The organism is Desulfovibrio sp. 6_1_46AFAA (assembly GCF_000224635.1).
Classification (GTDB): domain Bacteria; phylum Desulfobacterota; class Desulfovibrionia; order Desulfovibrionales; family Desulfovibrionaceae; genus Desulfovibrio; species Desulfovibrio fairfieldensis.
On record NZ_JH114303.1, the window covers coordinates 226,062 to 245,777 of the forward strand.

A 19,716-nucleotide genomic window follows, 5' to 3' on the forward strand; every position below is an offset into this window, starting at 1 on the left:
AACGGCGGGAAAGACGCCCGCCGCCGCGGGGCGAGGAAACAACGCCCGCCGCCGGACCCGCCGCCAACGCCCATAATGAGGAGCGTTGGCGGCCCCTGCCGCCGCACGCCTGGCCCGCGCCCTGGCGGGAGCGTCTGGCGGCCAGCCGACCCGGCCTGGTGGCCTGGACCTACTGGAATCTGGGCAGGGATCTCTGCGGCGCGCAGGACGAGCAGCGTCAGGCGCGGCGGGCTTTTCTGCAACGTCTGCTGGGCGATCTGGGGCACCCGGCGGGCACCCATACATTCTGGCCCGCCTGCCTGCCGAGGGGAGACGCGGACAACGCTCCGGACGCGGAGAACTACGCGCCCCATGCCGACGCCTTCTGGTCCGGCGTGAGCACGCTGGGCGCGCGCGGCGTGGTGGTCATGGGCTCGGCGGCGGCCAAGGCCCTGGCCCTGCCGGGCGGTCTCCGCCCCCTGCAGCAGACTCGCCATCGCGGACATCTGATCTGGGTGCTCTGGGATGTGGAGTATCTGCTGCACGAGGAGCAGCGCTATGGGGCCATGCTGGCCTTTTTGCGGCAGGCATTGCGCCATGTAATCCGGACCTAGAGGTCCTTCCTGAAATAGATTCTTTTGGCTTCCGAAGGAAAGAGAGAGAAAAATCATGTTCATCGCCATGGGCCTGATGCTGCTGGGCATGACCCTGGGCTGGCTGCTGCGCGGCCGGGCCTGGCTCGGCCTGCTGACCCGCTGCGTCTCACCGGCCATCATGCTGTTGCTCTTTTCTCTGGGCGTGGCCGTGGGCGGCAATGAGGAACTGATGAACAACCTGCCGTTGCTGGGCGGCAAGGCCCTGTTGCTGACCCTGGCGGGCGTGGCCGGGTCCCTGGCCTGCGTGGCCGTGATCCGGCGCTGGTTCCGCGATTTCCCCGCAGCCCCGGGCGCGGGCAATGCCCGGAACTCTCCTGTTAATGCCCACCCGCCGCACGGCGGCGTGTAACGGGCACCGCCCGGCAAGTTTTTCTGAACATGAGCCGATGGCGGCGCAAACACCGCGTCAGCGGGGTTTGTCATCCGTCCATAAAGACCCGAAGGGGCTTTTTTCCGTATGTCCGGCAGTCTGCTGATTCTGGCTTTTTTCGGCGCGGGGCTGGGTCTGGCCCGGCTGGGCCTGATTCCCCGCTATTTTGTGGAGCACGACGCCACGCTCTATGTGCTCTGGCTGCTCATGGGGCTGGTGGGCCTGTCCATCGGATCAGACCGGCGGCTGGGCGAGATTCTACGCACCCTGCGCCCGCGTGTGCTCCTGCTCCCCCTGGCCACCACCGTGGGCACGTTCGCGGGCGTGGCCGCGGCCAGCCTTTTTCTGGCCTACAGCCTTGCCGACTGCCTGGCCGTGGGCGCGGGCTTCGCCTACTACTCCCTTTCCTCCATCTTCATCACCCAGTACAAGGGCGCGGAACTGGGCACCGTGGCCCTGCTCAGCAACATTCTGCGCGAAATCCTGACCCTGGTGGGCACGCCGCTGCTGGTGCGCCTGCTGGGGCCGCTGGCCCCCATTTCCTGCGGCGGGGCCTCCACCATGGACACCACCCTGCCCATCATCGCCCGCTACGCGGGCCGGGACTGGATTTTCGTCTCCATCGTGCACGCCATGATCTTGGATTTCAGCGTGCCGTTCTGGGTTATCTTCTTCTGCACGCTGTAGGCACGGCGGCTTGCCAGACGCTGAAAAAGTCGTAACTCTGAATGTGGCCGCATTTTAACCCGGCGGAGGAAAGCCATGCCCAGGATGCGTTCAACCAAACAGCAATTGAAACAATATTTGCAGAGTCCGCGGTGGCGGGATCATTTGGAAGAAATCGCCGCGGGCGGCGCGTCCCATGTGGGGCCGCTTTTTTCCTTCCTGCTGCTGGGCCCGCAGACCATGCACCGGGCCGCCGTGGCCCTGGGCCTGACCACGGCCCGGCTGGCCGAGCGCGAGCCCGAGGCGGCCCGCAACATCATCCGCCGCTTCATGTGGCATATGAATGAAGAATCCGGCAACATCGGCTGGGGCATTCCCGAAGCCTTCGGAGAAAGCCTGGCCGCCAGCCCGCTCCTGGCCAAGGATTTTCATCGCGTGCTGGCTTCCTATCTCATCGACCTGGGCCGGGACGACAATTACTGCGACAACGATCTGTTGCGCCGCTCGTGTTACTGGGCCGTCGGCCGTTTGGCCCAGGCCCGACCCGAACTCTGCGCGGGCGCGCGGCCCTGGCTGCGCAAAGGCCTGGAGGACAACGACGTGATCTGCCGGGGCATGGCCGCCTGGGCTCTGGCCCAGTTGCCGCCGGACTTCATGGACACGCCCGCCCTGCGCCGCCTGGCTGACGCCGGGCATGAAGAAATCTGCGAACTTTTCGACGGCGAGCAACTCTACGAAAAAAGCGTCAGCCAACTGGCGCGCGAAGCCCTGGCCCACGAAGTCCCGGCCGCGGCCGACCCGGACAGACCTTGATTGGTCCGGACCGGCCCTGAGCAAGCTGCCTCCGGGCCGGCTTTCCGGCAGTGCTCTCAGGGCTTCTTCCCATTTGATTCGCTTAAAATACCTTCAGGCCGTGCAGCAAAATAATGGTGATGAGCAAAGGCGTCACCGTACGGCAGGCCAGACGCAGCAGGCGCGCCAGCCTTTGCAGCGGCAGGCTGCCGTTGTTGGTCAGGGCCGCGACGAATTCCCGTTCTGGCCAGACATAGCCCGCGAACAGGCTGGTCAGCAGGCCGCAGACCGGCAACAGCAGGTTGGACGTGGCGAAATCATACGCGTCAAAAGACGTCAGGCCGAAGACGGTCTCCGAGGCCCAGATCCCGGTGGAGAGCGTGGGCGGAACGCCCAGGGCGGCCACGCCGAGAGCCACCAGCAGTGTGGCCTTGGGGCGGGGCAGTTTGCAGGTTTCCAGCAGCCAGGCCACGGGAATTTCCAACAGGCAGAGCATGGCCCCGATGGCGGCCACGGCCGAGAGCACAAAAAAAATCGCCGTAAAGAACTGCCCGCCCGGCATGGAGGCGAAGACCGCCGGAATGGTCAGGAAAAGCAGGCTGGTGCCTGCCGTGGGCTCGAAGCCGAAACTGAACACCGCCGGAAACACGGCCACGCCCGCCAGCAGGGAGACCAGCAGATCGCAGACCATCACCCGCAGGGCCAGGGCGGGCACGCGGGTGTCGGCCTGGAAATAGCTGCCGTAGGTGATCATGCAGCCGAAGCCGATGGACATCTTGAAAAAGGACAGGCCCATGGCCATCAGCACCACTTCGCCGTTGATGCGCGCGAAGTCGGGCATGAAAAGAAAGCGCAGGCCCGCACCGGCATTGGGCAGGGTCAGGCTGCGAATGCAGACCGCCACCAGCAGCAGAAAGAGCAGGGGAATGAGCACGCGCGTGACGCGTTCGATGCCCCCCGAGGCCCCGCGCATGATCACGGCCGCGATGAAACCCAACACCAACCACTGCCAGAGCAGGCTTTCCCACGGGCTTGCCAGCAGCTCTCCGAAAATGCGGGCCGCCACCAGCGGGTCCGTGGTGGCCACGCCGCCGCTCAGGGCCTTGGGCACATAGGCGAAGACCCAGCCCGCCACGTCGCTGTAAAAGGCCAGAATCAACGCGGCGGCCAGTACCGAGAGCGCGCCCGTCACCCACCAGGCCCGGCGCGGGGTCAGCAGGGTGAAGGTTCTATAGGCATTGGCGCGGGTGCGCCGCCCCATGATCATTTCCACGATCATCAGGGGCAGGGCTACCAGCATGGTGGAAAGCACGTAGATCAGCAGGAAGGACGCGCCGCCGTGCTGTCCTGTGAGGGCGGGCACCTTCCAGATATTGCCCAGGCCCACAGCCGAGCCCAGAGTGGCCGCCAGCATGCCGAGCCGGGACGCGAAAAGGTCCCGCGCTCCCCGTCCCGTCCCGCCAGCGCCTGATCCCGTTGCCGATGCCCCCATGCATTCTCCCCCAAAACTGTCGTCAGACGGCGTGGTCGTTCACATGCGGCGTTAGAGCATTTCAAACGTGAATTGCTCTACACCGCCGCGTCCAGCAGCAGATTGTCCCTGTGGATGACTTCCGGATAGTGGGCGTCGCCCAGAATGGCCGCCACTTCGTGGCGCTTGAGCCCCATGATTTTCTTGAGGTCAGCCGCGCTGTAATTGGAAAGGCCCACGCCCAGGCTTTGCCCTTCGTGCAGCACGCGCACCAGGGCTCCTTTCTGGAACGCGCCTTCCACCCGGCGCACGCCGCCGGGCAGCAGGCTGCCGCCCTTGCGCAGTAAAGCCTGCGCCGCGCCCGCGTCCACAGTCACGTTGCCCGCCGGTTCCGACTGGTAGGCCAGCCAGAACTTGCGGCGCGGTATGGCGTGCCCCGCGGGACGCACCCAGGTCCCCGGCGTTGCCGTCGGGGTTCCGCCCGCCGCCTCCAGCGCCGCCGCGTCAAAGACGCGTGCCAGCACGTCGGGCTCGCGGCCCGGCAGGATCAGGGTGGGCACGCCGATCTGGGCGGCGCGCCGGGCGGCCAGCAGTTTGGAATACATGCCGCCCGTGCCCACGGAAGTTTTGCCGCCGCAGAGTTGGCTAAGATCCAGGGCCGCCACGTCGTCGATATGGTCCATAACCGGCGCGTCGGGTTGCCGCTGGGGATTGGCGGCCAGCACGCCGGGCGACGAGGTCAGATTGACGAACAGGTCCGCGCCCGTGAGGTTGACCAGCAGGCTGGCGAGGCAATCGTTGTCGCCGAACTTGAGTTCGCTCACCGAAACCGTGTCGTTTTCATTGACAATGGGCAGCACGCGCCACTGCAGGAGTTCCGCGAAGGTGTTGCGGGCGTTGAGAAAACGCTGGCGTGCGCGCAGGTCGTCACGGGTCAGCAGCACCTGGGCCGTGGGCATGCCGTGGGCGTGAAAAGCCGCGTCCCAGGCCCGCATCAATTGTCCCTGGCCCACGGCGGCTGCGGCCTGCCGGGCAGCCAGGCCCGTGGTTTCCACCTGCCTGCCGTGCACGGCCAGAGCCGCCCGCCCGGCGGCCACGGCGCCGGAAGAAACCAGCACCAGCCGCCGCTCGCCGGACTGATTGGCCTGCTGACCCGCTTGCGAGCCGGGCGGGCGGCGCAGCCCGGCCAGTTGCCCGGCCAGGCTGTCCAGCACGGCGGCGCTGAGCCCCATAGCGTCGGTCAGCACGGCGCTGCCGACCTTGACCACCACCACACGGGCCTGCGCCAGTACCCGGGCCCGTTCCTGCCGCCAGTCCTCCGGCCTTTCCATCACCGCCTCCGCTGCAATTGCCCGCACAACGCGGCCGCTTCCGCCCCGGCCGTCCGTCTTTTCCGCCGGACAGGCCGTCAGAACAGCCTCACTCGCGCGTGTAGATCACTTCAATGTCCGGGAATTCCTCGCCCGCTTCCGCCTCTTCCTGCTCGTAGCGCAACAGGGGCTCGTGGCGGGCCAGCTCGTCGCGCAACCGCCAGAGTTCGGCCACCAGTGGTTCCAGGGCCTGCTCCTCGCGGGCGGAAATGAAGAAAATCTTCCGGCCGTCGGCTTCGGCACGGGCTTTCAGCGTCTCCAGGCGTTCCTCGTCCACCAGGTCTATTTTATTGACCACTTCAATCTGCCTCCGCTCGGCCAGTTCCGGATCGAAACGCCGCAACTCCTCATTGACCAGTTCAAACCCGGCCCAAGGCTCCACGTCATCCACATCCTCAATGCTCAACATATGCACAAGAAAGCGGGTGCGCTCCACATGCTTCAAAAAGCGGTGCCCCAGGCCCTGTCCGGCGTGCGCGCCCTCAATAAGGCCGGGGATGTCGGCAATGACCATGCGCTTGTCCGGATCCACCTCGTCGATCATCACGCCCAGATTGGGCGTCAGGGTGGTGAAGGGATAGGCCGCGATCTTGGGACGGGCCGCCGAAACCCGCGAAATGAACGTGGACTTGCCCGCATTCGGCAAACCGATCAGTCCGGCGTCGGCCAGGATTTTCAGCTCCAGCCGCAGGTTCAGCTCCTCGCCGGGTTCGCCGGGTTGGGCAAAACGCGGCGCGCGCATGGTGGCGGACTTGAAATGCTCGTTGCCTTTGCCGCCGCGCCCCCCGCGCGCCACCAGCGCAAGGCTGTCCGGCTCGCTGAGGTCGGCCAGCAGGCGCTCGCCTTCCGGCCCTTCGGCAAAAACCAGGGTGCCCACGGGCAGGCCCAGCACCAGATCCGTCCCCTTTTTGCCGTCGCATTGGCTGCCTTGGCCGGGCTGGCCGTTCTGGGCCTCATACAGGCGCTTCAGACGGAAATCATAGAGGGAAAGCAGACGGTTGTCGGCCCGCAGATAGACGGAACCGCCCTCCCCGCCGTTGCCGCCGTCCGGGCCGCCGCGCGGCACAAACTTCTCGCGCCGGAAGGACACGCAACCGTGGCCGCCCTTGCCCGCCCGGACCTGAATTTTCGCTTCATCCACAAATCTCATACTATTTTGCCTCTGACCGGGGCATCACGGCCCCGGATTTATGTTATTCAAACGAGATAAGCAACGCTTGAAATGCCCGTTTACGGCGAGCAAAGCCCGCCGCGAGCGGCAGCCATTGGCGGCTGTGCCGCCTTCGGATGACGACGGCAAAGATCGGCATAAGCGCAAGTTATTTGCGCTGTTGCACACCGAAGACCAACCCGAAGGACGACCCGCAGGGCTGTGGCCGTAGGCGAGCAATGCGAGCCGTACGGACATCGAGAGCAGAGCGAGCGTCGCCGGAACTTTGAGAATGCCGATTCTCAAAGGTGATCTGCGCTACTATGCCTGGAAAAAAGACAAAAGGGAAGGAACCGCCCCTGAGGGCGGCTCCTTCCCTTTGAAATTTTCACGCGAAGGGGCTTTATTGAGCGGGCGCTTCCACATGCACGCGCGTCAACACGCGGCGCTTACGGACATATTTTTCAAAGCGCACTACGCCCTCCACCTTGGCGAACAGGGTAAAATCCCTGCCCATGCCCACATTGGCGCCGGGATACACAACGGTGCCCAGCTGACGCACCAGAATATTGCCCGCCAGCACGTGCTGACCGCCGAAACGCTTGACGCCGCGGCGCTGACCCGCGCTGTCGCGACCGTTGCGCGAAGAGCCGCCTGCTTTTTTATGAGCCATGATAGCCTCCTGAACGCTGAATCATCGAAACGCCTTGCCAATCCGCTCCGACTCCGGCCCGCAACCCGAAGGATCGCTTCCGGAAACCAGCCGAAAAACGGACGGCCCGCCTCGAAAGACCAGCCTAGCTGTTGATGCTTTTGACGCGAATGGTGGTGCAGTCCTGGCGGTGACCGCGCAGCGTTTTGGAATCCTTACGCCGCCTGCGTTTGAACACCATGACCTTGGGGCCGCGCCCCTGTTCCACCACTTCCGCCGTCACGGCGGCGCCGGCCAGATACGGAGCGCCCACTTTGCAGTCCGCGCCGCCGACCATCAGCACCTTATCCAAGGTAACATCGCTGCCGGCCTGGGCCGCGAGCTTTTCCACAACAATCTTGGAACCTTCTTCGACGCGGTACTGTTTTCCGCCGGTCTCGATAATCGCGTACATGATCAACCTCCAAAAAGAGAAAGGCATATTTGCCCGATGGAACGGAAAATGTCAAGGCCCGGACCCCAATCTTTTTCATCCGGGCGTTTCTCCCGGCCGTAATGCCGGACAAATCCGGCGGCGTGGCTTGGCAAAACCGCCCCGGCGCTGCTACCGTGCCGCCATGAGCGAAATCCTCACCCTGACAGTGGACAGCTTGGCCCACGACGGACGCGGCATCGCCCGTCTGCCGGAGACAGGCCAAAACAGCAAAACCCGTGGAAGCGGCACGGCCGTCTTTGTGAGCGGCGCGCTGCCGGGGCAGATCGTCCGAGCGCGGATCGTCAGGCGCAAGGCCCGCCTTGTGGAGGCCGACCTGCTGGACGTGCTGCGCCCGGCCCCGGACGCCGTACCGGCGCTCTGCCCGCACCAGCATGTCTGCGGCGGCTGCCCTCTGCAGATCATGCCCTACCCGGCGCAGCTGCGCTGGAAGGAGGATCTGGCCCTGGCGGCCCTGACCCGCATCGGGCACCTGGACCGGGACATGCTCACAGCGGTTTTGGAGCCCCCGCACCCTTCGCCTGAACGGACGGCGTTCCGCAACAAGATGGAATTCGCCTTTGGCCGGGACGCGGGCGGCAATCTGATCCTGGGGCAGCGCCGCCGGGGCGGCGCCGGAGTCATCGCGGTGCCGGGCTGTGTGCTGCTGCCCGCCGGGGCCCAGGACATTCTGGCCGCTGCCCGTCGCTCGGCGGAACAGAGCGGCCTCGCCCCCTATGCCGCTCCGCTCGCACGGCGCGGCCCTGGCCGGGACAAAATGACCCATGCAGCCGGATCGCACGGCTTCTGGCGCTTCCTGGTTCTGCGCAGCGGCAGACGGGAAGACGACCCCGCGCCACGCTGGTGGGCCCTGTGCGTAACCAGTCCCGGCGGTGCGGACGGACGGGCCGCCGCGCGCTCTCTGGGCGAAGAGCTGCTGGGCGGCTTTCCGGACCTGGCCGCCTTTGTCCATGAGGAACGGCAAAGCCCCGATGCCCTGGCCGCCGGTGAGCGGCGCGTGCTCTGCCTTAACGGGAGCGGCGGGGAAGATCCGCAAGCCGCCCTGCTCCACCTGCCGCTGGGCGATTGCCTGTTCGCCCTAGACGCGGCTTCTTTCTTTCAGGTCAACACCAGAGCCGCGCAGAATCTGGCCCGCCTGGCTCAGGACATGCTCCGGCAGACGCGCGGCGGCGCGGAAAACGGCGCATCCCTGCTGGACCTTTACTGCGGCGTGGGCGCGCCGGGGCAACTGCTGGCTCCTGACTACGATCGGCTTCTGGGCCTGGAATGCGACAAACGCGCCGTGGCTCTGGCCCGGCGCAACGCGGAACGCGGCGGACTGATCCGGTGCCGCTACGAAGCGGGCGATGCGGCGGCCCTGCTGGACCGGCTGCGGCGTGAGCGGCGCGGTCCCGGCTGGGACACGGTACTGGCCGACCCGCCGCGCGCCGGTCTCGCCCCTCGGGTTCTGGACGGCCTGCTGGCGCTACGGCCCCAAACTATCCTCTATATATCCTGCAACCCGGCCACCCTGGCCAGGGACGCGGACGGCCTCCAGACGCGCTACAGCCTGGAACGGCTGGCGGCCGTGGATCTTTTTCCGCATACGCCGCACCTGGAATGCCTCAGCCTCTGGCGGCTCAAGTCCTGAAAAAGTCACCCCCCCCCGGCAGGCCCGCGCTTGCGGCGAAAATATGCGCAGATGCCGAATGTTTCGGCGCAAAGCCGTTGACGCGCCGGGGAGGCTGTGATAATTTACACAGCGTTAGGGCAAAATCATAGCAAACATAGGATTTGCCGGGTGGCAGCGGGAACTGACGCCCACACCTGAGAGGGCGGCTTTTCCACCAGGGTTCCAAAGCGCGGATGTAAAAGATGTGCGCGCCGCTGACACAACGCGGAGGCGGCCCATGTCGTTCAAGGATATTCTCAAACAACAGCAGAGCGGCATGGAAGCCCTGGCAACCACCGGGGTCATCGGCCTGCATCTGGTCAGCGGGCCGCTGGTGGGCTTCGCCATAGGTTACGGTTTGGATTACTGGCTGGATACCAGCCCTTGGTGCAAATTGTTTTTCCTGCTGCTGGGCATTGCCGCCGGTTTTTTGAATGTCTACCGGGACACGCGGCATCTGTTGAAAAAAATGGCGGCTGAAGACGCCCGCCGTAAGGGCCTCAGCCCGACGTCCGGCATGCCGACGCGGCAGACCGGCACCGGGGCGGGCGCAACGCAGGGAACCAGAGAGACAAATGACCGCGCAGACGCTGAAAACCATGACGCACAGCCTTGACGCCTGGCTCTGGCGGCGGGGCATCGGGCATCCGGTCATCCGGCCGCTGGTGCGCAACGAGCTGCTGCTGACAGCCCTGTTTCTGCTGGGCGGCGGCGCGGCTTTCAGCGCGACGCCCTGGTTTTTCTGGTTCGGCGTGGGATTGGGCATTATGACCCTGACGTTCTGGAGCTTGGCGCGCTTTTTCCTGCGCGCGGGCCTGGGCGAATACAGCACCGCGTTTTTACGCGTGGTATTGTTGCGCTGGGGCGGCAGGCTGCTGCTGCTGGGCGGGCTGCTCTACTGGGCCCTGATAGTCTGCAAAGCGCCGGTAACGGCCATTCTGGGCGGCCTGACCGCCGGAGCGGCCACGGCCCTGATAACCTTTGCCGTGGCTTCGCGTAACGCACGGCGTTGAGACAGCGGGCGGCGGAGCCGCCGGACGGAACACTTCATTGGGGGAAAGGCCTCGGGCATTTGCGCCGCGCGGCCTTTGAAAACACGGTTCAGCTTGTATCCACACAGGAGGCTGGCTCATGGCAGGTGGTTTGCCGCATCCGGTATTGCTTTCCACATTTATGGGCATGGACGAGATCACCATCGGCGGACAGGTGATTGAATTCAAACACGTCTTTTATTCCTGGGTCTGCATGGCCATCCTCTTCACGGTGGCCTTGATCATGCGCCGGCGGCTGACGCTTGTGCCAGGGGGCCTGCAAAACTTCTTCGAAGCGCTCGTCGACACTATTGAACGCTTCGTCTGTTCCACCATGGGCGAAGTGGGGCGCAAATACGTGCCCCTGCTGGCCGGTATGTTCATCTACATTTTCGGCATGAACCTCATGGGCCTGATCCCCGGTTTCGACGCGCCCACGGCCAACCTGAACACCACGGTCTGCATGGCGCTCTTCGTGCTCGTCTACTACAACGCCGTGGGCCTGATGCGCTGGAAAAGCCATTACATCAATCAGTTCACCGGCCCGTCCAAATTCCTCATTCCGCTGATGTTCCCGCTGGAAGTGGTTTCGCACCTCTCGCGCCCGGTTTCTCTCTCCCTCCGTCTTTTCGGCAACATCCGGGGTGAGGAAATCGTCATGATTCTCTTCTTCGTCATGGCGCCCCTGCTGGGCACCCTGCCCATCTACGCCCTCTTCCTTCTGGGCAAGACCATGCAGGCTTTCGTGTTCTTCATGCTGACCATGTTCTACATCAAGGGCGCTCTGGAAGGCCCTGAGCACTAAACCGACACGCCGAGATCTCCCTCGCGGTCCGGAATCCGGGCCGCGGGCGGAGCCGCCGCCGGAACCGCCTGAGCATGCGGCCCGGATTCCGGAATGAAACTGCTCGCATCATTTGGGGGAATGGTCGTACGCGACCCAACTATAAACCAGTGTAAGGAGTGCTCTCATGCGTAAATTTCTGATGATCGCCCTGAACACCGTGGCGCTGCTGGGCTTGGCCAGCATGGCTTTTGCCGCCAACCAGCTCGACTCCGCCGCTCTGGGCTACACCTGCCTGGCCGCTGCCCTCGGCATCGGCATCGCCGCTTTCGGTTGCGGCATCGGCATGGGCCTGGGCCTCAAGGGCGCCTGCGAAGGCGTTGCCCGCAACCCCGACGTGAGCGGCAAGATCACCGGTACCATGATTCTGGCCTTCGCCTTCATCGAATCTCTGGCCATTTACGCTCTGGTCATCAGCTTCATCCTGCTCTACGCCAACCCTTACGCGTAGTTCGCGTTCGATCGCACAAAAAAAGGGAGGCCAAGGCCTCCCTTTTTTTGTGCGCGCCCATCACGGCAAGCCTTCATCCTTTACCGCGGACCGCGCCCGGCGCCGGCAGGCTCTAGTTGTTTCGTCCCTCCCGAACACGCAACTCCGCGTAACGGCGGGCAAAACAAACAGGCAAACGGTCAGCGCGCCCACAGCCGGACCTGCGCGGCAGCCCTCTTGCGCAATGCTCCGTTTTCAAGTATTCTGAATAATACTTTATTTCACAAGTCAACATTAACGGATTTGCTCCGAGCTATAAGGCACCGCACATGGTCACTCAACCCAAAAGCAAACACATTCCCCGCGCCACCATCCAGCGTCTTGCCACCTACGTGCAGGTGCTTGAAAATTTCGCCCGCGACGATGTGGAAGTCATTTCCTCCAACCCCCTGGCCGAAGCCTGCGGCGTCAACGGCTCGCAGGTGCGCAAGGATCTGGCCTATTTCGGGGAATTCGGCATCCGGGGAGTGGGCTACCATGTAACCTCGCTCATCGCGGCCATTACCTCGGCACTGGGCGTGGACCGCGAATGGCGCATGGCCCTGATCGGCGTGGGCAACCTGGGCAAGGCCATTCTGAACCACGGGGAATTCCGCGCGCGCGGCTTCAACATCGTGGGCATCTTTGACTGCGATCCCTTCAAGATCGGCGAAATCGTGCACGGCCTGGAAGTGCATTGCACCAAGGATCTCAAGGGCATGGTGGCGGAGCTGAACATTGAAATCGGCATCATCACCACCCCGCCGGAACGGGCTCAGCGCGCGGCCCAGCACCTGATGGACGCGGGCCTGATCTCCATTCTCAACTTCGCGCCCGCGCGGATCAAAGTGCCGGAACGCGTTCACGTGGAATACGTGGACTTTTTCCACCACCTCTACGCCCTGGCCTTCAATCATACCCAGGCCCGTTATTGAACGGACCCGGCATGTCTCCAGCCGCATGGGGCGGACGTTTTCTAGATGCCCTGGCTTTTCTGACCCGCCTTGCGCCGCCCCGGAGTTTCACCGCGCAATCTCTGGCGGCCAGCGTGCCGTGGTTCGCGCCCGCCGGTCTGGCCTTGGGCTGCCTCTGCACGCTGGCGGCCTGGCTGGCCCTGACCATTCTTTCCACCGCAACCGGAGCCTCCCACGCTATGGGAACTGCCTGGCCCGCCGCCGCTCTGGCGGCCTGGCTCTGGTTGGCCCTGGAACTGTGGAGCACGCGCGGCCTGCACTGGGACGGCCTGGCCGATCTGGGCGACGCCTGCGGCAGCGGCGCGAGCGGCGCACGTTTCCGGGAAATTCTGCGGGACAGCCGCCTGGGTGCCTTCGGCGCGTTGAGCCTGCTGCTGATTTTCAGCGGCCAATGGCTGGCCCTCGCCTGGCATCTGGCCGCCGGGCAGTGGCTCATGCCGGTGCTCGCACCGGCATGGGGCCGGGCCTGCGCTGTCTGGCTGGCCGCCTCCGCGCCGCCCCATAACCCGGATTCTCTGGGCGGCCTGGCCTGCACCGGGGCCGGTCCGACAGTGCGTCGCGTCTACCGGCTGGGGGCGCTGCTGCTGGTCTGCCTGCTGGCGGCTTTGGGCCTCTCCCTTTGGCAGGGTTTGGTCCTGATCGTCGCGCAATATTGTCTCACACGCCGCCTGGCCGCACAGGCCCGATCACATGGCGGGCTTTCCGGCGATTTTTTGGGCGCGGCCATCGAGTTGGGGCAGTTGTGGTTTCTGCTGGCAACGCTGTAAGATGGAGCAGGCATATCCCCGCATAATCCAGAGCAATTCTCATTTGAAATAAGTGAATTGCTCTGGTGGCCGCGTGCGGACGCCGCCTCCTTGCACTTGGGCGGCGTAGCATTTGAAATGTGCAATATTTCAAACGCAAAATACGTAAGGAGCGGAACATGGACTTCAAGGAATTGGCGGAGGCGGCCCGCACCTGCCGCCGTTTTGAAGAGGGCAAGCCCCTGAGCATGGCTGACCTGGACTGGCTGACGGAGTGCGCCCGCCTGGCACCCTCGGCCCGCAACGCCCAGGAGCTGCGTTTTATTCTGGTGGGACCGGGCGAGACCTGCCGAAAACTGTTCACCCTGACCCGCTGGGCCGGAGCGCTTAAAGACTGGGGCGGCCCTCATCCCGGCGAGCGGCCCACGGCGTTCATTGCCGTGCTGATGCCTGAAAACGGCAAGGAACTGCTCTGCTACGACACAGGCATTGCCTGCCAGACCATCCAGCTTGCGGCCGCCAGCCGGGGCTGGGGTTGCTGCATCATTCAGTCCTTTGACCATAAGGCCGCGCCGGAATTGCTGGGCGTGCCCGAGGGCATGAAGATCGCCCTGGTGCTGGGCCTGGGCGTCGCCAAAGAAAAACGCCGGATCGCCCCCATGCCCGCCGACGGCTCGTTCGGCTACTGGCGTGACGAACAGGGCGTGCACTATGTGCCCAAACGCGCGCTGGACGATCTGGTGCTCAAGCGTTTTTGACAGGCCACGGCTTCCACGGAAACAAAAAGCGCCGCCGGATAGGCGGCGCTTTTTGTGGCATCGGAGCATTTCAAAGCTGAAATGCACTAGTTCCGAATTTTGCCGTAGTCCAACAGCCAGGCGTTAAGCAAATCGGCCAGAGCCGTGTCGCCGTCGGCATAGGCCTTGCGCCTGGCCGCCTGGACAAAGGCGTGCCGCAAAGCGCTGCCTCCCTTGGCGTCTCTGTCCTCTTCCAGGCCGTGCATGAATTCCACCATCTGTTCCTGCAGGCCCTCTTTCCGCAACAGGCGCAACAGGCGGCTCTGCACATCCGGCGAAGAAAAAAAAGACAGGGCGCGTACGCCCGCACGCAGGGCGTCAGGCCCCCGGCCCTGGGCCTCCAACTGGTCCATGAGTCGGAGCCAGCCCCCGCGCCAGAGCGGTTCACGCTCCAACTGCGCGACGCAGGCCGCCGCGTCGAATGCGGCACCGGCAAAGGCCGCGTCCAGTTCCCGCTCCCGCACCTCGGGCAGGCCCAGTCGACAGGAAAGCGTGGGCCCGATGCGCAGCTCATAGCCGTCCATACGGGCCAGACGGTGCATATCCGCCGTCACATCCTGATGCCAGCGTTGATAAAAGAGCTTGCCGTTCTGCAAATCATGCTCAAAACGGCCCGGCGTCTGGCTGGTGTGGTGATATAACACGCTTTCCCCGATCACGGCCAGACGGAAGCCCTGCCGCCGGACGGCAAAACAGAAATCCACATCCTCACAGCCGTTGCGGTAGCCTTCAAAAAAGCCGCCGCAGGTCTCAAATACCTGCCGCCGCAGCATCAAGGCCGCGCCGGTAATGGCCTGCAAAGGGCGCTTTTTCCGTAGTACGGGATGGTTGCCGGGAAAATGCTCGTAAATATGGCTGACTTTGTAGAAAGGTGAGAAGCTGATGCCGCAATGCTGCGCCGTGCCGTCGGGATAGAGCAGCAACGGCCCGGCCGCGCCGAGGCGGGCATCCTCAAAAGCCGCGCGCAACGGCGGCAGCCAGCCCGGAGTACAGGTGGTGTCGTTATTCAGAAAAAAGAGCAGGTCGCCTGCGGCGGCGCGCGCCCCCAGATTGCAGGCCTTGGCGAAACCCAGGTTTTCCGGCAGGCGCAAGGCCTTGAAGCCCGCGCCCCAGAGGCTTTGCCCCAGAGGCTCAAGCTCGCCGACCGTGGCGTCCGTGGAGCCGTTATCCACCACCAGCACTTCCAGGTCCTGGCCGGCGGAATGCGTCGCCAGGGAGCGCAGGCAGGCTGCCGTCATCTGCCAGAGATTCCAGGCCGGGATGATTACGGAAACGCGCATGCCGCCTCCCTTGTCCACTCAGGCCGCGCCGTTCCGCTCTTGGCGGAAACGCCGGGCAGCAGCCACAAAATTATCCGCCCAGCACGGCACGGCTGGTGCGAAAATATGGGTATAAGCGGCCCAGACCCGTCCCCGCGTCAGGCCGTCGCAGGCCATGCCGCCGAGATGGCCCATCCCCTTGCCCCGCGAGAGCTCCAGAGCGCAGGAAGGCGCCGCGCCTTCCCACTGGCAGCGCGAATAGTGAAACTCATGCCCGCGCAGGATCAGGCCCGGCGGGAAAAAAGGATTTTCCGCCCGCACCGTGCCCTGTACGTAGCCCAGGCCCTGAGGCTTGGCGCAAAAGCGCGCCGTCACCGGAAAGACATTGCTCATGGGCCAGAGCCCGTCCTCCCGCTCTATGCCCCGAGCCAGGAGCATGAAGCCGCCGCACTCCGCATAGATGGGCAGGCCTTCGCGGGCCAGACGGGCCAACAGGGGCAAACGCGGCGAGCGGCTCAGCTCCGGCGCGCAGTCTTCGGGGAAACCGCCGCCCAGATACAGGCCGTCCAGCCCCTCCCAGGGATCAGAGCCGGATTCCGGGCCGCCGTCCAGAAGGGAAAGCCGGACCAGCTCCGCCCCGGCGCGGGTCAGCGCCTCCAGATTTTCCTGATAGTAAAACCAGAGCGCCGCATCACGCACATACCCGATGCGCGGCCGCGGAAGAAGGCTGGTCACAACGTCGCCGCGCTCGCTCGGCGCGGAGAGAAGTGCCACGCCGTCTTCGGCATCCTTTTCCCGCGCGGAATCTTCCCCGCCCAGAAGGGAGACCTCCCGCGCCGCCGCCAGTACGGCCGAAAGATCCAGATGCGCGCGCACCAGGGCGGCCAGATCGTCCAGACGGCGTTCCGCGTCCCCGGCCAGAGAATCCCCGCAACAGGCAATGCCCATATGCCGTTCAGGCAGGGGGTTTTCCGCCAGGCGCGGCAGCGCGCCCAGCACGGGCACATCCGTGTAGGTTTCCAGAGCGCGGCACAGCACGCTTTCATGCCGGGCCGAGCCCACCTGATTGAGCACCACGCCGCAAAAACGGAGGCCTTTTTCAAAATGGAGCATGCCCTGGACCAGAGCCGCCGCCGTGCGGGTCATCTTGGTGCAGTCCAGGCTGAGCAGGATGGGGCAGTCCAGCGCGCGCGCCAGTTCCGCCGTGGAGCAGGAGCCCTCCACGTCCAGGCCGTCGAACAAGCCCCGGTTGCCTTCCACGAGGCCCAACACATTTGGCGTGCCTGCCTCGACCGAATCGCTACGAAGCAGCGCCTCCATGGCCTGGATAAAAAGCGCGCGCAGCCGCGCGGGCGGCAGAAAGTAGGGGTCCAGATTGGTAGCGGGCCGCCCGGCGGCCAGGGCCAGCCAGGCCGCGTCAATATAATCCGGCCCCTTCTTGAAGGGCTTGACCGCCACCCCGGCGGCGGATGCCGCCCGCGCCAACCCCAGGGAAAGCAGGGTCTTGCCGCCCCCGCCGGACAGCGCGGACACGCAGAGCCGGGGGAAAGCCGCTTGGGGTGGCGCTGTGCTGAGGGAGGTGGGAAGCGGCATACGACTCCTTATTCCCGGCATGGAAATTTTTTGTCGCTGGCAAGAAAGGCAAGCGGCCCGGCGCGGGCGCGTAGCCGTCTACGTAACCAAGCCGGGCCGCGACGCCTGACGCCGCCAGCGGCAAAAAGGTTCCATGCCGCCTAATGTTTGAAGGAGCGCTGCCCCGTAAACACCATCGCCACCTGCGGCCGCGCCTCGTTGCAGGCCATGATCACCTCGGCGTCGCGCAACGAGCCGCCGGGCTGGGCAATGGCCGACACGCCCTGGGCCACGGCGGCGTCCACGCCGTCGCGGAAGGGAAAAAAGCCGTCGGAAACCAGACGCGAACCGAGCAGGCCGCCGCGCGCCTCGCGCGTGCGCAGGCCGATGTCGGTCAGCTTGTCGTTCAGGGCGGCGTCGCTCGCGGCCTTCTGCTTGAGCTCGTAGAGCGATAGCCCCAGTTCTTTGAAGGCAAGAGTGTCGGCGTACTTGGTGTAGGCCTTGTGCACGGCCAGTTCCACGCAGCCCACGCGGTCCTGCTCGCCGGTGCCGATGGCCAGGGTGGCCCCGTCGCGGACGAAAATCACGGAATTGGAGGTCACGCCCGCTTCCACGGCCCAGGCAAAGCGCAGATCGGCCAGTTCGGCCTTGCCAGGCGCGCGCGCCGCCACCTCAAGGCCTTCCTTGGTGGAGGCAGTGGCGGGCAGGAAGTCGGCATCCGTGAGGATGCGGTTCACAAAGGATTTCTGCACAATGACGCCGCCGTCGGCCAGACTCTTGATATCCAGGAAGGCCGAACGGGTCAGCTCGTCCAAACGGCCCAGGCCGGGCAATTCCATGATGCGCAGGTTCTTGCGGCGCTTGAGGATCTCCACCGCGCCTTCTTCGAAAGCGGGCGCGGCCACCACTTCGAAATAATTGGCCGCCACCATTTCAGCGGCCTCGCGGCTGAAGGGCCGGTTGACCACCACCGCGCCGCCGAAAGCCGCGATGCGGTCGCACCAGAAGGCCCGCTCCAGAGCGACGGCCACGCCGTCGTCGGCCCAGGCCGCGCCGCAGGGATTGTTGTGCTTGAGAATCACGGCCGCCGGACGTTCGGCGAGGTATTGCAGAATGTTGGCCCCGTTGTCCACATCGGTGAGGTTGGTCTTGCCCGGATGCTTTCCGGCCTGGATCATCTGCGCCTCGGTAAGGGCGGAGACGATGCCGTTGCCCGGCCCGCGCCAAGTCAGGCCGCCGCAGGCCAGGGAGCCCTGCTTCAGGGCATAAAGCGCGGCGGGCTGATCGGGATTTTCGCCGTAGCGCAGGCCTTTTTCTTCCTGGTCCAAGGTCCAGACGCGTTTTTCGTAGACGAGTTTTTCCTCGCCCAGGATGATGGTCATGGTTTCGGGAAAAGCGTCCTTGCGGACAGTGCTGTACATGGCCTTGAGATCCGACATGCTGCCTCCGATGTTGTCGCCGGTCGCGGAAGCGCCTGCATAGCACAAAAAGCCTCCAGGGGCCAGACCCGCCCTTCCGAGCGCTGCGGGGGCGGCGGGCGCGTTGACGAACCGGGCGCAACAACATACATAACAGCCCGATGGGAAACGGGCTGTGGAGCCCGGCGCGGCGACAAGAGCGCCGCGAGCACGGCAAAAACCGCGTTTTTTGCTGTGCGGTCTTCACGCCGAACCGGCAGGCGGGGGGGCATCCCACTAGAGCGGGCGACCGCAAAAGTGGCGGCGCGGGAAGGCACTTTTTCGCGGGACTCGGCGAGAGCACGCTCTTGCCGACGGTGCCGGGAAAAGGTCATACGGCCTTTTTCATCAGTCTGACACTGTCACCACACTGCCCAGGAGGTCACATGGAAAAGCTGCTCGCCCGGCTGGCGCAACAACTGGACGCCATTGATGAAGCTTCGCTCATGTCGCTGTGGAGCAAATACGCCACGACCGCCAGCCGCTTCGAGCCCACCAAGCGCTGGGAGGAAGCGGCCCTGATCTTTTCGCTGATCCAGGCCAAGCGCTGGAAGAATCAGCTTTTCAATTACTACTGGTCGCAGCAGAGCCGCCCCGGCGCGCAGGATCAGCTTGAGGCCCCCGAAAGCCTTGCCCCGGACTTCGGATTGGAGCCCGCGGAAGCCCCCGCCGCCGGACAGACAGGCGGGCAACGCATTCAGGACGGCCGACCCGCGCGGCGCTGCCGGGTCCTGGCGTTTCACCCCGCGCCCGGCGACAGTTCCGCCGAGGCTGACGATATCCCAACCGCCCCTGAGGATTCCGGCAAGCCGGGTACGGACGACTAGGGCCTGTTAACACTATTTGACAAAGAGCGAGTATTCCGTAAGAATGTCTTATGCAAATTACTCGCGAACAATATGAGAGAATCGCTGACTGCTTCCCGCGCCAAAGAGGTAATGTCCATTTTGACAATCTCCAAGTGTTGAATGCGATTCTGTACGTTGCGGAGCATGGGTGTAAATGGCGTGGACTGCCGAAAAATTTTGGCTGTTGGCACAGCATCTACACGCGCATGAACCGCTGGAGCAAGAACGGAGTTCTTGACCGTATATTTGAACGCCTTCAACAAGAGCAGATACTCCGCCTTAAAATAGAAGCAGTTTCTCTCGACAGTACTATTGTTAAGGTTCATCCCGATGGAACAGGGGCCTTAAAAAAACAGGTCCGCAGTCCATCGGAAAGTCCAGAGGCGGCTGGACGACCAAGCTTCATATGGTTGCCGCGAATGCTGAATGCGCGTTGAATTTCAGCCTCACTCCCGGCAACGCCGGCGAT

The 19,716-nt window shown here is 64.5% G+C and carries 20 protein-coding genes and 2 pseudogenes; 14 read left to right on the forward strand and 8 right to left on the reverse strand.

The features are described 5' to 3' along the window. The 4 genes and pseudogenes from HMPREF1022_RS10740 to HMPREF1022_RS10755 all read left to right on the forward strand — a co-directional run. Nucleotides 1–593 (forward strand): annotated as a pseudogene (locus HMPREF1022_RS10740) (hypothetical protein); the annotation flags it as partial. Between the two features lie 55 nt (nt 594–648). Then, nucleotides 649–984, forward strand: a complete 336-nt coding sequence (locus HMPREF1022_RS10745) for a LysO family transporter (RefSeq protein WP_008682494.1) — start codon at nt 649–651, stop codon at nt 982–984. Between the two features lie 108 nt (nt 985–1,092). Further along, nucleotides 1,093–1,692: a lysine exporter LysO family protein gene (locus HMPREF1022_RS10750; protein WP_008682496.1), complete on the forward strand. Its 600-nt coding sequence runs from the start codon at nt 1,093–1,095 to the stop codon at nt 1,690–1,692. A gap of 84 nt (nt 1,693–1,776) precedes the next feature. Further along, nucleotides 1,777–2,484 (forward strand): DVU0298 family protein, encoded by a 708-nt coding sequence (locus HMPREF1022_RS10755; protein ID WP_008682498.1) that lies wholly within the window; start codon nt 1,777–1,779, stop codon nt 2,482–2,484. An 82-nt stretch (nt 2,485–2,566) separates the two neighbouring features. Here HMPREF1022_RS10755 and HMPREF1022_RS10760 read toward each other — a convergent pair whose 3' ends face one another. The 5 genes from HMPREF1022_RS10760 to rplU form a co-directional block, all read right to left on the reverse strand. Beyond that, nucleotides 2,567–3,955 (reverse strand): sodium-dependent transporter, encoded by a 1,389-nt coding sequence (locus HMPREF1022_RS10760; protein WP_008682501.1) that lies wholly within the window; start codon nt 3,953–3,955, stop codon nt 2,567–2,569. A 77-nt stretch (nt 3,956–4,032) separates the two neighbouring features. After that, nucleotides 4,033–5,265, reverse strand: a complete 1,233-nt coding sequence (gene proB / locus HMPREF1022_RS10765; protein ID WP_009303119.1) for a glutamate 5-kinase — start codon at nt 5,263–5,265, stop codon at nt 4,033–4,035. A gap of 88 nt (nt 5,266–5,353) precedes the next feature. Continuing rightward, nucleotides 5,354–6,454: a GTPase ObgE gene (gene obgE / locus HMPREF1022_RS10770; RefSeq protein ID WP_008682507.1), complete on the reverse strand. Its 1,101-nt coding sequence runs from the start codon at nt 6,452–6,454 to the stop codon at nt 5,354–5,356. A 403-nt stretch (nt 6,455–6,857) separates the two neighbouring features. Then, nucleotides 6,858–7,127 carry a 50S ribosomal protein L27 gene (gene rpmA / locus HMPREF1022_RS10775; RefSeq protein ID WP_008682509.1) on the reverse strand — a complete coding sequence of 90 codons (270 nt, stop codon included), beginning with the start codon at nt 7,125–7,127 and terminating at the stop codon, nt 6,858–6,860. Nucleotides 7,128–7,251: 124 nt separating this feature from the next. Continuing rightward, nucleotides 7,252–7,560, reverse strand: a complete 309-nt coding sequence (gene rplU / locus HMPREF1022_RS10780) for a 50S ribosomal protein L21 (protein WP_008682513.1) — start codon at nt 7,558–7,560, stop codon at nt 7,252–7,254. A gap of 127 nt (nt 7,561–7,687) precedes the next feature. Here rplU and HMPREF1022_RS10785 point away from each other — a divergent pair, with 127 nt between their 5' ends. From HMPREF1022_RS10785 to HMPREF1022_RS10820, 8 genes are all read left to right on the forward strand, one after another. Continuing rightward, entirely contained in the window at nt 7,688–9,229 is a 1,542-nt protein-coding gene (locus HMPREF1022_RS10785) for a class I SAM-dependent RNA methyltransferase (protein ID WP_009303120.1), read from the forward strand. 259 nt (nt 9,230–9,488) lie between these two features. Next, a complete protein-coding gene (locus tag HMPREF1022_RS10790) occupies nt 9,489–9,866 on the forward strand; it encodes an AtpZ/AtpI family protein (RefSeq protein WP_008682516.1) in 378 nt (125 codons plus the stop codon). Further along, nucleotides 9,826–10,263 carry a hypothetical protein gene (locus tag HMPREF1022_RS10795; RefSeq protein ID WP_008682517.1) on the forward strand — a complete coding sequence of 146 codons (438 nt, stop codon included), beginning with the start codon at nt 9,826–9,828 and terminating at the stop codon, nt 10,261–10,263. The genes HMPREF1022_RS10790 and HMPREF1022_RS10795 overlap by 41 nt, the downstream gene beginning before the upstream one ends. A gap of 118 nt (nt 10,264–10,381) precedes the next feature. Then, nucleotides 10,382–11,086 carry a F0F1 ATP synthase subunit A gene (atpB, locus tag HMPREF1022_RS10800; protein WP_008682518.1) on the forward strand — a complete coding sequence of 235 codons (705 nt, stop codon included), beginning with the start codon at nt 10,382–10,384 and terminating at the stop codon, nt 11,084–11,086. A gap of 166 nt (nt 11,087–11,252) precedes the next feature. Then, a complete protein-coding gene (gene atpE / locus HMPREF1022_RS10805) occupies nt 11,253–11,576 on the forward strand; it encodes an ATP synthase F0 subunit C (protein ID WP_008682519.1) in 324 nt (107 codons plus the stop codon). A gap of 308 nt (nt 11,577–11,884) precedes the next feature. After that, nucleotides 11,885–12,529 carry a redox-sensing transcriptional repressor Rex gene (locus HMPREF1022_RS10810; protein ID WP_008682521.1) on the forward strand — a complete coding sequence of 215 codons (645 nt, stop codon included), beginning with the start codon at nt 11,885–11,887 and terminating at the stop codon, nt 12,527–12,529. Nucleotides 12,530–12,540: 11 nt separating this feature from the next. Next, nucleotides 12,541–13,335 carry an adenosylcobinamide-GDP ribazoletransferase gene (locus tag HMPREF1022_RS10815; protein ID WP_008682523.1) on the forward strand — a complete coding sequence of 265 codons (795 nt, stop codon included), beginning with the start codon at nt 12,541–12,543 and terminating at the stop codon, nt 13,333–13,335. Nucleotides 13,336–13,493: 158 nt separating this feature from the next. Beyond that, the gene (locus HMPREF1022_RS10820) at nt 13,494–14,072 is read left to right on the forward strand and encodes a nitroreductase family protein (protein WP_009303121.1); all 579 of its coding nucleotides are present in this window, start codon (nt 13,494–13,496) and stop codon (nt 14,070–14,072) included. Between the two features lie 86 nt (nt 14,073–14,158). On the opposite strand, the gene HMPREF1022_RS10825 is transcribed toward HMPREF1022_RS10820, so the two are convergent. From HMPREF1022_RS10825 to HMPREF1022_RS10835, 3 genes are all read right to left on the reverse strand, one after another. Continuing rightward, nucleotides 14,159–15,391 carry a glycosyltransferase family 2 protein gene (locus tag HMPREF1022_RS10825; protein ID WP_009303122.1) on the reverse strand — a complete coding sequence of 411 codons (1,233 nt, stop codon included), beginning with the start codon at nt 15,389–15,391 and terminating at the stop codon, nt 14,159–14,161. Between the two features lie 18 nt (nt 15,392–15,409). Next, nucleotides 15,410–16,963, reverse strand: a complete 1,554-nt coding sequence (locus HMPREF1022_RS10830) for a cobyrinate a,c-diamide synthase (protein WP_009303123.1) — start codon at nt 16,961–16,963, stop codon at nt 15,410–15,412. A 140-nt stretch (nt 16,964–17,103) separates the two neighbouring features. Continuing rightward, nucleotides 17,104–18,381 carry a phosphoribosylaminoimidazolecarboxamide formyltransferase gene (locus tag HMPREF1022_RS10835; RefSeq protein WP_008682532.1) on the reverse strand — a complete coding sequence of 426 codons (1,278 nt, stop codon included), beginning with the start codon at nt 18,379–18,381 and terminating at the stop codon, nt 17,104–17,106. 404 nt (nt 18,382–18,785) lie between these two features. Here HMPREF1022_RS10835 and HMPREF1022_RS10840 point away from each other — a divergent pair, with 404 nt between their 5' ends. Together HMPREF1022_RS10840 and HMPREF1022_RS17430 are read left to right on the forward strand one after the other, a co-directional pair. After that, nucleotides 18,786–19,226 carry a hypothetical protein gene (locus HMPREF1022_RS10840; protein ID WP_009303124.1) on the forward strand — a complete coding sequence of 147 codons (441 nt, stop codon included), beginning with the start codon at nt 18,786–18,788 and terminating at the stop codon, nt 19,224–19,226. 50 nt (nt 19,227–19,276) lie between these two features. Next, nucleotides 19,277–19,716, forward strand: a pseudogene (locus HMPREF1022_RS17430) (IS5 family transposase); the annotation flags it as partial.

What these genes read in the sequence shown, in the direction of transcription:
- HMPREF1022_RS10840 (WP_009303124.1), top strand. Translation starts at nt 18,786, where the DNA reads ATGGAAAAGCTGCTCGCCCGGCTGGCGCAACAACTGGACGCCATTGAT.
- HMPREF1022_RS10835 (WP_008682532.1), bottom strand. Translation starts at nt 18,381, where the DNA reads ATGTCGGATCTCAAGGCCATGTACAGCACTGTCCGCAAGGACGCTTTT.
- atpE (WP_008682519.1), top strand. Translation starts at nt 11,253, where the DNA reads ATGCGTAAATTTCTGATGATCGCCCTGAACACCGTGGCGCTGCTGGGC.
- rplU (WP_008682513.1), bottom strand. Translation starts at nt 7,560, where the DNA reads ATGTACGCGATTATCGAGACCGGCGGAAAACAGTACCGCGTCGAAGAA.
- HMPREF1022_RS10810 (WP_008682521.1), top strand. Translation starts at nt 11,885, where the DNA reads ATGGTCACTCAACCCAAAAGCAAACACATTCCCCGCGCCACCATCCAG.
- HMPREF1022_RS10815 (WP_008682523.1), top strand. Translation starts at nt 12,541, where the DNA reads ATGTCTCCAGCCGCATGGGGCGGACGTTTTCTAGATGCCCTGGCTTTT.
- HMPREF1022_RS10820 (WP_009303121.1), top strand. Translation starts at nt 13,494, where the DNA reads ATGGACTTCAAGGAATTGGCGGAGGCGGCCCGCACCTGCCGCCGTTTT.
- HMPREF1022_RS10825 (WP_009303122.1), bottom strand. Translation starts at nt 15,391, where the DNA reads ATGCGCGTTTCCGTAATCATCCCGGCCTGGAATCTCTGGCAGATGACG.
- obgE (WP_008682507.1), bottom strand. Translation starts at nt 6,454, where the DNA reads ATGAGATTTGTGGATGAAGCGAAAATTCAGGTCCGGGCGGGCAAGGGC.
- HMPREF1022_RS10830 (WP_009303123.1), bottom strand. Translation starts at nt 16,963, where the DNA reads ATGCCGCTTCCCACCTCCCTCAGCACAGCGCCACCCCAAGCGGCTTTC.
- proB (WP_009303119.1), bottom strand. Translation starts at nt 5,265, where the DNA reads ATGGAAAGGCCGGAGGACTGGCGGCAGGAACGGGCCCGGGTACTGGCG.
- HMPREF1022_RS10750 (WP_008682496.1), top strand. Translation starts at nt 1,093, where the DNA reads ATGTCCGGCAGTCTGCTGATTCTGGCTTTTTTCGGCGCGGGGCTGGGT.
- atpB (WP_008682518.1), top strand. Translation starts at nt 10,382, where the DNA reads ATGGCAGGTGGTTTGCCGCATCCGGTATTGCTTTCCACATTTATGGGC.
- HMPREF1022_RS10745 (WP_008682494.1), top strand. Translation starts at nt 649, where the DNA reads ATGTTCATCGCCATGGGCCTGATGCTGCTGGGCATGACCCTGGGCTGG.
- HMPREF1022_RS10795 (WP_008682517.1), top strand. Translation starts at nt 9,826, where the DNA reads ATGACCGCGCAGACGCTGAAAACCATGACGCACAGCCTTGACGCCTGG.
- HMPREF1022_RS10790 (WP_008682516.1), top strand. Translation starts at nt 9,489, where the DNA reads ATGTCGTTCAAGGATATTCTCAAACAACAGCAGAGCGGCATGGAAGCC.
- HMPREF1022_RS10760 (WP_008682501.1), bottom strand. Translation starts at nt 3,955, where the DNA reads ATGGGGGCATCGGCAACGGGATCAGGCGCTGGCGGGACGGGACGGGGA.
- rpmA (WP_008682509.1), bottom strand. Translation starts at nt 7,127, where the DNA reads ATGGCTCATAAAAAAGCAGGCGGCTCTTCGCGCAACGGTCGCGACAGC.
- HMPREF1022_RS10755 (WP_008682498.1), top strand. Translation starts at nt 1,777, where the DNA reads ATGCGTTCAACCAAACAGCAATTGAAACAATATTTGCAGAGTCCGCGG.